Annotated in this window: 10 protein-coding genes; all 10 read right to left on the bottom strand. The window is 61.9% G+C overall.

Translation table 11 applies throughout. The features are described from left to right. On the bottom strand, window positions 1–633 hold a 633-nt coding region (locus L5014_RS34390; protein WP_238468355.1), incomplete at its 3' end, for a GTP-binding protein. Window positions 634–719: 86 nt separating this feature from the next. Beyond that, window positions 720–2,822: an elongation factor G gene (gene fusA / locus L5014_RS34385; RefSeq protein WP_238468354.1), complete on the bottom strand. Its 2,103-nt coding sequence runs from the start codon at window positions 2,820–2,822 to the stop codon at window positions 720–722. A gap of 147 nt (window positions 2,823–2,969) precedes the next feature. Then, window positions 2,970–3,440, bottom strand: a complete 471-nt coding sequence (rpsG, locus tag L5014_RS34380) for a 30S ribosomal protein S7 (RefSeq protein ID WP_006053291.1) — start codon at window positions 3,438–3,440, stop codon at window positions 2,970–2,972. Between the two features lie 185 nt (window positions 3,441–3,625). Then, a complete protein-coding gene (rpsL, locus tag L5014_RS34375) occupies window positions 3,626–4,006 on the bottom strand; it encodes a 30S ribosomal protein S12 (protein WP_027797953.1) in 381 nt (126 codons plus the stop codon). A gap of 322 nt (window positions 4,007–4,328) precedes the next feature. After that, window positions 4,329–6,176, bottom strand: coding sequence for a DNA helicase RecQ (gene recQ / locus L5014_RS34370; protein ID WP_238468353.1), 1,848 nt, complete (start codon window positions 6,174–6,176; stop codon window positions 4,329–4,331). A 125-nt stretch (window positions 6,177–6,301) separates the two neighbouring features. Continuing rightward, window positions 6,302–7,369: a hypothetical protein gene (locus L5014_RS34365; protein ID WP_238468352.1), complete on the bottom strand. Its 1,068-nt coding sequence runs from the start codon at window positions 7,367–7,369 to the stop codon at window positions 6,302–6,304. Further along, window positions 7,363–8,319 carry an ACP S-malonyltransferase gene (locus L5014_RS34360; protein WP_238468351.1) on the bottom strand — a complete coding sequence of 319 codons (957 nt, stop codon included), beginning with the start codon at window positions 8,317–8,319 and terminating at the stop codon, window positions 7,363–7,365. The genes L5014_RS34365 and L5014_RS34360 overlap by 7 nt, the downstream gene beginning before the upstream one ends. Continuing rightward, on the bottom strand, window positions 8,312–9,676 hold the full coding sequence (locus L5014_RS34355) for a hypothetical protein (protein WP_238468350.1): 1,365 nt from the start codon (window positions 9,674–9,676) through the stop codon (window positions 8,312–8,314). Before L5014_RS34355 ends, L5014_RS34360 begins: the two co-directional genes overlap by 8 nt. Before the next feature lie 69 nt (window positions 9,677–9,745). Further along, a complete protein-coding gene (locus L5014_RS34350) occupies window positions 9,746–10,609 on the bottom strand; it encodes an outer membrane lipoprotein-sorting protein (protein WP_238468349.1) in 864 nt (287 codons plus the stop codon). Window positions 10,610–10,619: 10 nt separating this feature from the next. After that, on the bottom strand, window positions 10,620–11,378 hold the full coding sequence (locus L5014_RS34345; protein WP_238468348.1) for an SDR family oxidoreductase: 759 nt from the start codon (window positions 11,376–11,378) through the stop codon (window positions 10,620–10,622). Window positions 11,379–11,398 lie beyond the last annotated feature (20 nt).

The following is an 11,398-nucleotide window of genomic DNA, read 5'->3' as shown; positions in this document are numbered from 1 at the left end:
GCCGTCAACTGCACGCTCCGGCGTCGGGATGTACGTGTCGAGTGCGTCGGCCAGGTTCATGATCGCCACTTCGCCCAGCTCGCCCGTGTCGCCTTCCAGCGCCAGCTTGGCCGAACCCTTGACGATCGGCGTGTCGTCGCCCGGGAAGTCGTACTTCGACAGGAGTTCGCGCACTTCCATTTCGACCAGCTCGAGCAGCTCGGCGTCGTCGACCATGTCGCACTTGTTCAGGAACACGATGATGTAAGGCACGCCAACCTGACGGGCCAGCAGGATGTGCTCACGCGTTTGCGGCATCGGGCCGTCAGCGGCCGAGCACACCAGGATTGCGCCATCCATCTGTGCCGCGCCCGTGATCATGTTCTTCACGTAGTCAGCGTGGCCCGGGCAGTCGACGTGTGCGTAGTGGCGGTTAGCCGTTTCGTACTCGACGTGCGCGGTGTTGATGGTAATACCACGCGCCTTTTCTTCCGGCGCCGCATCGATCTGGTCGTATGCCTTGGCTTCGCCGCCAAACTTCTTGGTCAGAACCGTCGTGATCGCTGCCGTCAGCGTGGTCTTGCCGTGGTCAACGTGACCGATCGTGCCCACGTTCACGTGCGGCTTGGTCCGTTCGAATTTACCTTTTGCCATGTTTCTCTTCTTTCAAAAAAGTGGTGAATCGGTGACTGAGCGATGCGAACCAGGAGCCAATGCCCGGTTCGCTTTTGCGCCGATGCTTACTTCGCCTTCGCGCTGATGATCGCGTCGGCCACGTTACGCGGTGCTTCTGCGTAGTGCTTGAATTCCATCGTGTACGTTGCGCGACCCTGCGTGAGCGAGCGCAGCGACGTCGAGTAGCCAAACATTTCCGACAGCGGCACTTCGGCGCGAACGATCTTGCCGCCGCCAACCATGTCTTCCATGCCCTGGACGATACCGCGACGGCCCGACAGGTCGCCCATCACGTTGCCCATGTAGTCTTCCGGCGTTTCGACTTCGACAGCCATCATCGGTTCGAGGATGACCGGTTGCGCCTTGCGCATTGCTTCCTTGAACGCCATCGAACCGGCCATGCGGAACGCATTTTCGTTCGAGTCAACGTCGTGGTACGAACCGAAGGTCAGGTGAACCTTGACGTCGACGACCGGGAAGCCCGCCAGCACGCCTGCCTTCAGCGTGTCCTGGATACCCTTGTCGACCGCAGGGATGTATTCACGCGGAATCACACCACCCTTGATCTCGTCCAGGAACTCGTAGCCCTTGCCCTGCTCGTTCGGCTCGAGCGTGATGACCGCGTGACCGTACTGGCCGCGACCACCCGACTGCTTGACGAACTTGCCGTCCACGTCCTTCGCCGTAGCGCGGATCGTTTCGCGGTAGGCAACCTGCGGCTTGCCGACGGTTGCTTCCACGCCGAATTCGCGCTTCATGCGGTCGACCAGAATTTCGAGGTGGAGCTCGCCCATGCCCGAAATGATGGTCTGGCCCGATTCCTCGTCCGTCTGGACGCGGAACGACGGGTCTTCCTGTGCCAGGCGGTTCAGGGCGATGCCCATCTTCTCCTGGTCAGGCTTGGTCTTCGGCTCGACGGCCTGCGAAATCACCGGCTCCGGGAACACCATGCGTTCCAGAATGATCGGGTTCGCCGGGTCGCACAGTGTGTCGCCCGTGGTCGCTTCCTTCAGGCCGACCGCAGCAGCGATGTCGCCTGCACGAACTTCCTTGATTTCCTCACGGTTGTTCGCGTGCATCTGCAGAATACGGCCGAGGCGTTCCTTCTTGCCCTTGGTCGAATTCAGCACCGTGTCGCCCGAGTTGACGACGCCCGAGTACGCGCGGAAGAAGATCAACTGGCCGACAAACGGGTCGGTCATGATCTTGAACGCGAGTGCCGCGAACTTCTCGTCGTCGGCTGCGCGGCGCTCAGCCGTTTCGCCGTTTTCGAGTTCACCCTTAACCGGGGGAATGTCCACCGGCGACGGCAGGAAGTCGATCACGGCGTCGAGCATGCGCTGCACGCCCTTGTTCTTGAACGCGGTACCGCACAGCATCGGCTGGATTTCGCACGCGATGGTCCGGTCGCGGATCGCCTTGACGACTTCCGCTTCGCTCAGCTCTTCGCCGCCGAGGTACTTTTCCATCAGCTCTTCGCTGGCTTCAGCGGCCGACTCGATCATCTTTTCGCGCCACTCGTTGCACGTGTCAACGAGTTCAGCCGGGATGTCGACGTAGTCGAACTTCGTGCCCTGGGACGCTTCGTCCCAAATGATCGCCTTCATCTTGATCAGGTCGACCACGCCCTTGAAGGTGTCTTCCGCGCCGATCGGCACGACGACGGGAACCGGGTTCGCCTTCAGACGCGTCTTCAACTGGTCGTAGACCTTGAAGAAGTTCGCGCCGGTACGGTCCATCTTGTTGACGAACGCGAGACGGGGAACCTTGTACTTGTTCGCCTGACGCCACACCGTTTCCGACTGCGGCTGCACGCCGCCCACTGCGCAGTAGACCATGCACGCGCCATCGAGCACGCGCATCGAGCGCTCGACTTCAATCGTGAAGTCGACGTGGCCCGGGGTGTCGATGATGTTGATGCGGTGTTCCGGATAGTTACCAGCCATGCCCTTCCAGAAGGCGGTGGTAGCAGCCGAGGTAATCGTGATGCCACGCTCCTGCTCCTGCTCCATCCAGTCCATGGTCGCAGCGCCGTCGTGAACTTCACCAATCTTGTGGTTCACGCCGGTGTAAAACAGAATGCGCTCGGTCGTCGTCGTCTTGCCGGCGTCGATGTGAGCGCTAATACCGATATTGCGGTAGCGCTCGATAGGAGTCTTGCGAGCCACTTTGATCCTCTATGGGGAGGTGCGCGCCGGGTCGATCCCGACCGGGTTGACCCAACGCGCCTGAACACAAACGGGCGAGGCGCTCGATAAGCGCACCCGCCCGGATTTTTTTCCGCTTTTTGAGCAAACCCCGATAGGGGCTTTCTCTTAGAAGCGGAAGTGCGAGAACGCCTTGTTCGCTTCTGCCATCCGGTGAACTTCGTCGCGCTTCTTCATCGCGCCGCCACGGCCTTCGGCCGCTTCGGAGAGTTCACCTGCCAGACGCAGGGCCATCGACTTCTCGCTGCGCTTCTTCGCGGCTTCACGCAGCCAACGCATCGCCAATGCCATACGACGCGAGGGGCGCACTTCAACCGGAACCTGATAGTTCGCACCACCAACGCGGCGGCTCTTCACTTCCACCACCGGCTTCACGTTGTTGAGCGCGACAGTGAACACTTCCAGCGGGTCCTTGCCACCCTTGGTCTGGATCTGTTCGAAAGCGCCGTACACGATACGCTCGGCAACCGACTTCTTGCCGGAGAGCATCAGCACGTTCATGAACTTGGCTACATCAACGTTGCCGAACTTCGGATCCGGCAACACTTCCCGCTTGGGGACTTCGCGACGACGCGGCATGTTTCTTCCTTTAACTTTTCAGTTGAAGCGTGGACTGAACCCTACGCTCCGCGGCCACCAACTAACCCGATTCATCTCACGACTTACCAGCCTGGTCGGGTGACCACTTACTCGACAGCACCGGCCAATCCGGCACCTGTCGCTTTTATCGCCCGCCCTCGAAAAAGCGAGACGACGCTTGACTCTTACTTCGCAGCCTTCGCGCGCTTCGCGCCGTACTTCGAACGAGCCTGCTTACGATCCTTGACGCCCTGGGTATCCAGCGAGCCGCGAACCATGTGGTAACGCACACCCGGCAAGTCCTTCACACGGCCGCCGCGGATCAGCACAACCGAGTGCTCCTGCAGGTTGTGGCCTTCACCACCGATGTACGAAATGACTTCGAAGCCGTTCGTCAGGCGAACCTTGGCGACCTTACGAAGTGCCGAGTTCGGCTTCTTCGGCGTCGTCGTGTACACGCGAGTGCACACGCCGCGACGCTGCGGGCAGTCCTGCAGGGCCGGCGACTTGCTCTTCGTAGCTTCCGAAGCGCGGCCTTTGCGAACCAGTTGATTGATGGTTGGCATTGTTTATTCCTGAAATTGAACAAAATCGACGCATTTATTCCGGGCAAAGCGGAAAACCATGCGTATCGAACTCCGGAACCCGAGAATTGCAGGCGTTTTTTGCGCCGCTTTTGCACTGATCAGCTCACGAATTAGTCAAACTAACCGACGCGCGCAAGCATTCCAGAAACCGGAACCGAGCATGATATTCCGGAAATGCCAAGCAAGTCAATGGCTTGCGACATTTCGGAGGACGGACGATGTGATGGCGGCCTGAGGCAACGTCAGGTAACGCGAGGGGTGACGTCGGGCGCGACGGCGGCGGGCCACCCGGACGGCACGCTCAATCGTCGCCGACGACCTCGACCAGCTCTTCGCCAAAGCGCTCGAGCTTGCGCGCCCCGATACCGGGAATGTCGCGCAGTTCGTCGACTGACTCGGGGCCGTTGCGCGCGATCTCCGCCAGCGTCGCGTCGTGGAAGATGACGTAGGCGGGCACGCCCTCGCTCTTCGCGGTTTCCGTGCGCCACAGCCGCAGGCGCTCCCAGCGCGAGCGCTGGCGCGGGCTCATGCCGAGGGTCGGATCAGCCCGCTCGCTGGTGCGGCTCGATGAGGTGCGGGTGCGCGTGGGCTTCACGTAGCGGCGCATCGTGACCTTTTGCTCGCCCTTGAGCACGGACTTGCTTGCCTCGGTGAGCACCAGCGCGCCGAAGCCGTCGTGATCGACGGTGAGATAGCCGAACGCCACCAGTTGCCGGAAAATCCCGCGCCATTCGGCTTCGGAAAGCGCCGAGCCGATGCCGAAGGTCGAAATCTTCTCATGCCCGCGTTGCATGATCTTCTCGTTGCGGTTGCCGCGCAGGATGTCGATCAGATGGCCGGCACCGAAGTTGAAACCGCTCGCGCGTTGTGCGCGGAACACGCATGAAAGCGCCATCTGCGCCTCGCGCGTGGCGTCCCACGTGGCCGGCGGCTCGATGCAGGTGTCGCAGTTGCCGCACGGCTTGCTCTCTTCGCCGAAGTACGCGAGCAGGCGCACGCGCCTGCACGTGGCCGTCTCGCACAGGCCCAGCAACGCGTCGAGCTTGCCCGTCTGGACGCGCTTGTGCTGATCGTCGGCGTCGGACTCGTCGATCATCTTGCGCTGCTGGACGACGTCGCCGAGGCCATAGGCCATCCACGCATTGGCCGCCAGCCCGTCGCGGCCCGCGCGGCCAGTTTCCTGGTAATAGCCCTCCACGCTCTTGGGCAGGTCCAGGTGCGCGACGAAGCGCACGTCCGGCTTGTCGATGCCCATGCCGAACGCAATGGTCGCGCACATGACCACGCCTTCCTCGCGCTGGAAGAGCTCCTGGTGGTTCTGGCGCACTTCGAACTCCATGCCGGCGTGGTACGGCAAGGCCCGGACGCCCTGCCCCTTCAGCCACTCCGCGGTCTCTTCCACCTTGCGGCGCGAGAGGCAGTAGACGACGCCCGCGTCGGTCGTGCCGTCGGCGCGCGTGTGCTCCGCGCGGATGAAGTCGAGCAGTTGCGTTCGCGCGTTGTCCTTCTCCACGATGCGGTAGCGAATATTCGGCCGGTCGAAGCTCGACACGAAGATGCGGGCGTCGTCGAGCGCGAGACGGTGCACGATCTCGTCGCGCGTGATCGCGTCCGCGGTGGCGGTGAGCGCGATGCGCGGCACGTCCGGGAAGCGTTCGTGCAACACCGAGAGCTGAATGTACTCGGGGCGGAAATCGTGCCCCCATTGCGAAACGCAATGGGCCTCGTCGATCGCAAAGAGGCCGATGCGCGCGCGCTCGAGCAGATCGAGAAAGCGCGGCGTCATGAGGCGCTCGGGCGCGACATAGAGCAGGTCGATGTCGCCCTCGCGCAGCGCGCGCTCGGTGGCGGCGGCCTCGGCGCCAGTGAGCGTGGAGTTCAGGTACGCGGCGCGCACGCCCACTTCAGTGAGCGCGGCGACCTGGTCCTGCATCAGCGCAATGAGCGGCGACACCACGATGCCGGCGCCGTGGCCCGCTTCGTGGCGCACGAGCGCGGGAATCTGGTAGCACAGCGACTTGCCGCCGCCCGTGGGCATGAGCACCAGGGAATCGCCGCCCGACGCGACATGCTCCACGATCTCGGCCTGCTGCCCTCTAAAGGCGGGATAACCGAAGACTTCGTTGAGGATTTCGAGGGAGCGGGACATGAAGGCGGCACAGGTGACGAGGCGGGGTTGCCGCATTTTACCAACCCGCACCCTCCTCGACCGCCAATCTCCGCGACATTGGCCGAACGGCAGTGAGGTGGGCTCCCGCACTCAGGCGAGCAACGCTAATCTGCAGGCAATGCCAGCTTCAGGTCCTTGAACGTCAATAGCACACGGCGCTCGCCGTCCCGGGCCTCTGTCAGATCACGGTGCATCGACACGCAACGCTCGCCCGCATACATGAACATCAGCGGCACGAGGGCAACACAATAAAGAGGCACGAAGCCTGCCCCTGGCGCCCACTTCTCGAATGCTGCGCACACGAGCACCGCCCAGATGACCGTCGATACGAGATAGAACGTATAGCGACCGATTGCGGATGTGCCGAACCAGCGTCTCGGCGCTCCGGCAAGCCGGATGAACCGTTCATCCGCTTTGCCCATCAGCAATTCGCCCGTCAAAGTGGCGCGCCGTGACCGGGACGCAAAGCCAATCATGAAAGCGCACACAATCACCAGCAGAATGGCAAAGGCCACCACGAACGGCGGGTAGCCGTAACCATGCTCCAGCGAGTAGGTGGGCTTTTGCCGAACCGGCAGCACCAGTGCGAAATTGGTGACAACAGCGAAAACCAGATCGGCCGCGACCAATCGCCGCGCGCGGTGCGGCGACGAGGGCGCCGCGGACTTGCCGCCGAGAAGCCGCAGCGCATCCTGAGCCCCCGCATGCGCAGCCATAAGCGAAAAGCCCGCCGTCGCGGCAGGCAGCAGCACCAGCGTGTAGCACCAGGCATAAAGGACGAGATGCTGCGCAACGAGTGTCGTCGCTAGAGCACAGTTGAGCGCCGCAAACGCAAAACCCGCAGCCGCCGCCAGCCAGGGACTTCGCACCAGCGTGCCCCGCCACGTCCTGTCCTCGGTCTCCGGCGGCCATTGTGGATTCTGGTCGAAGACCTTGCCTGCGCGAATTGCGTAGAACCAATAGCCGCCACTGTCCCGTGCAATGGCAAAAAAAACCGATGCGGAAATCATGCCGAGTCCCGCAAGCGCCTGCACGGCCGAAAGGCCGGGTGCGTTGCGCGTCAGCGAGGACACCAGTACGGTGGCGATCACGGCAGTCACGGCGGCGGTCGCCGTCACGCGACGCCAGAGGTATTCAGAAGAACTCGGCACCATCGCAACCTCGCTCAGCAAACAGACTCGGCTGGCTCGCATTGCGCGGACCAGTCGTCGAAGCACGAAACGTCGAGCTGCGCGCCCACGGCGTAATGCGACGCGAGCATGTGCGTGAGCATTTTTTTCGCCCCCATTTCGGCAAAACGCTTGCAGCCGTGCATGAGCATCGCATCCATCGTTTCCCGCCAGCGCACCGTTTGGGTCAGGTGGCCGCACAGGTTTTCGACGATGACGTCCACGTCCTCTTCAAGGCTGGCGCTCAGATTCATATAAACCGGATGCACCGGCTTGCGAACCGAAAGCGCGCGAAGCGCCTCGCGCAAACGCGGCACGGCCGGCGCCATCAGATGGCTGTGCCACGCGCCATTGACCGGCAGCTTCACGACATCGTAGCCACCGCGCTGCACCTCCGCGATCATCGCTTTGACGTCCGATGCCGTTCCGGAAAGAACCTGCTGACGCGGTGAATTATCGTTGGCGATCTGCACGCTTTCACCGACGCCCGATTCGTCGAGCAGACGCTGCAGCGTGGACCGCTCGATGCCTTTCACCACGTACATCGCGCCGTCGCTCGCCTCGGCCATTTCCTCCATCAGGTTGGCGCGCGCGGTAATCGCCCTGAAGAGCGTCGGCATGTCGAAGGCACCCGCGGCATAGAGCGCTGCGTACTCGCCCGCGCTGTGCCCGGCGAAAACAGGCCGCTCGATCGCCACGCTCTCGCGCAGGCGCTCGAACATTGCGACGCTCACCGTGGTCACCGCAAGCTGCTGAAAGCGCGTGCGCGTAAGCCTGGTCATCGGCCCCCTGCGGCACAGCTTGCGCACGTCGACCCCGGAGAAGTCGCTCGCGCAGTCCCACACGGCGGTCGTGGCGGGCGACACGTCGCAAACCTCGGCCCCCATGCCGATGGCCGGATTTCCCTGCCCCGGGAACAGAAAAACGTGATCGGAAATCACACGTTCAAACAATGATTCGCGTTCCTGCATAAACATACCCCCTCCTGCCGAATTGCCCGAATTCCGAACGGCTCGATCCGAAACTCATCGATACGCCCGTGTAGAGTTCAACGTGATTGCTTGCGTAGGTGCTCACTCGTGCGTTGACGTACGCACTGCCGTCGACCAGATTCGTCGTCGCCGACGCAGTCCAATCGAGCTTGCGAATCGCCTGCTTCTTTGAACTGACGAAGACGGTCGCATAATGCTTGCCGAGCAGGTTGCTCCCGCGATTCGCGTTGTCCGTCTCCGAGCCGAAGAGGCTCGAATATTGGTCGTAGCCCGACGCCAGGCTGTTGGCGACGGGCGGTGGCAGTCCTTTCGCATAGCCGCCGTTGATAAACGTGACCGTATCGAAGTAGTTCTTCCATTCGTTGCGGCTATAGCCTTGGCTCTGGCCGTAGTATTCGATGCCGTATTCCGTGCGCCCGGAATCGGTGTAGCGCAGACCAACGGCAATATCGGTGCGCGCACCGGTCCGGTCGATCGAAAAAGGATCACCCGCGTTCTCATACGAGCGGATGGCCGCTGCCTTGGCCATGTTCAAATGGCGCCAGCGCTGCCCCTTGCTGACCGACGCCTGCGCGCCCAGCATGAGGTTGTCCGTCAAATAACCGCTGGTTCCCACCCCGAGCACGTTGTAGTCGCCCACCACCGCTGCGACGGTGGGATTGAAATTGGTTAGCGCCGAAGACGTGTATGCCGCGTAAAAGCGATTGTTGGAGTTGGTGCGCTCGAGCGAGCTCCATTTTTCCGCGGATTGCGTCTGGTCGTTATTGGTCGCAAGCTTCGGCAGGTAAGCGAGGTCGATCGTGCCATGGTCGTTGTAAGCCGTCACGCCCACTCCCACCGACCCTTCGCGGTAGAAACCATAGCGGTTCGTGTCGCCGTTGTTGGCGAGCGTCGAGCGCAGATTTCCGGACGTATTGCGAACCACGTCGAGCGGATTCTGCGAAAACAGATTGCCGTTATTGCGCTCGATCTTGCCGACGTCGAGGAAGATCTGCTCAGAGGGCTTCCAGGTGACGTACCCCTCGTTGAGGATGGCAAGGCCGCTGTCCTTCTTGCCGTCGAGCATGCCGGGATCTTCCGTGCCCGCCGCGTACTGCGCGCCCGCCGTCGCCTTCGCGCTGAGCTGCCCGGAGAACTGACACGAGACGGTCCCGCTGGCATAGCCGTCAAAGGCGACATTCCTGCGGAACGCGTCGTCGCCCCACAAGCTGTCGCGCGTGAACGTGTCGACACCCTCGAGGCCCACGTAGCCGCGCGCGGAAGCGCAGTCGAGCGCATGCGCCGGCGTCGCGGCCCACTGCGCCCCCAGCGCAGCCAAACACGTTAATGCAACCCGGTTCTTCCCCATCTCTGTCCTGTCATGTCATGTCCACAGCGGCTCGGCGGATCAGTTCATCCGCATGAGATAGTCGACCTGGAAATAGCTCTCCGGCAGCGACTCGAAGCGCACATCGGAATAGTCCATGGTCGTATAGTTTTCCTTACGAAGTGAATCCTCGACGACGATCCGATGCGGACGTATCTGCCCAAGCTCCGTACGATAGTCGCTGTAATACGACCGCTTGATCACCACGCCGGAATCGGACATGAAGTCGGCTCGCCACGGATAGAACGTATCCTTCTCGACCCAGTACATGATCTTCGGGTACGTCACGAACGGCCAGCGCCGCTGCAACGAGAGGCGATAGCACACCGTCTTGCCGCAAGGCTCCTCGCCCTGTAGCTGCGAGACGTACGAATAATCGAAATCCGCCGCAACGACGTCGCCGTTCGAGATCTGCCCAATGAGCCGCTGCTGCTTGGAGATCGGTATCGGCCGGCGCAGATCCGGCGCGTAATACCACATCTTTTCGTAGTCCGACAGCATGGCCTTGCCCTTGTCCTTGACCGGCTCGACAAAGCGCACGAGCGCGCGCGCGTCGCCCTTTTTCGCACGCTCCGCGGGTTTGTAAAAGCGCATGGAGATGTCGAGCGTCTGCTGCATCACGCTCTTGCCGCCCTGAAACTCGTTCAGCTTCACGGTGTAGCGGAACGACTCGTTCGGCGCACGGATGCGATCGGCCGTGCGAATGATCTGCTGGGCCTGAGCGTCCTGCTGCACGGGAGCACCGCTTTCGCTCGGCGCCGACGGAATGGACGACTGGGCTGTGGCGGGCGCCGGCGAAGCGAGCGGAATCGCGTCGTCTGCCGACGCAACCGATGCAGCACCCGCGAGCAACACCGCAACCAGCGCTACTTTCCTGTGTTTCATCGGCGCCTCCTCAAGCTGCCAGCCCGCCGCCCAGATCGGCCAGCACCGTCGCGCCGCGGATAGCCGAGGATTTCGGCGACATCAGGAACGCAACGATTTCAGCGACCTCTTCGGGTTCGATCGCCCAGCGACGCTTGCCTGCTTCGAAGCGCGCAACCGCTTCCGGCCACATTTCCTTGAGAATCGGCCCCATGTCCGTATTGACGAGACCGGCGCAGACGCCATTGACCCGCACATTGCGGTCATAGAGTTCGACTTCGAGGTAGCGCACGAGATTCTCGAGCGCCGACTTCATAATGCCGAGCGGATACTTCGGCATGACTACGCGGCTGCCCATGCTCGAGAGAATGCAGATCGTGCCGCCGTTCTTCATCATCGGCACCACTTCGTTCACGCACGCAACGTTGCCGACCAGGTTGCTGTTGAGCAGCAATTTCCAGTCGAACTTGTTCATGTCGAGGAACGGCTTGAAAGGCGAGGCAGCGGCATTCAGCACAAGATGGTCGATTTGATCGACGCCATCGGCGCGCAGCGCTTTCATCATGTTCTCGACATCGCGAGTCTCGGCAATATCACCCTTGACCAGCTTGACATCGATGCCCTTCACCTCATCGCTCTGAATGAAGCGTTGCAGATTCGCAATCGACTTGCCCTGCTCCGAGCGGTAGTTCAACACCAGATCGTAGCCCTCAGCGGCCAGCACCCGTGCAATCGCAAAACCAATGCCACGGCCCGCTCCAGTAATCAAAACGCGTTGCTGCTTCTTCATCTACTTCTCCCTTTGTGGTC

Origin of the sequence: Paraburkholderia tagetis (assembly GCF_022213065.1) — a bacterium.
In the GTDB taxonomy this organism is placed as follows: Bacteria; Pseudomonadota; Gammaproteobacteria; order Burkholderiales; family Burkholderiaceae; genus Paraburkholderia; species Paraburkholderia tagetis.
The sequence above is the reverse complement of the archived record's forward strand: the minus strand, read 5'-3'. Positions and strand labels throughout refer to the sequence as shown.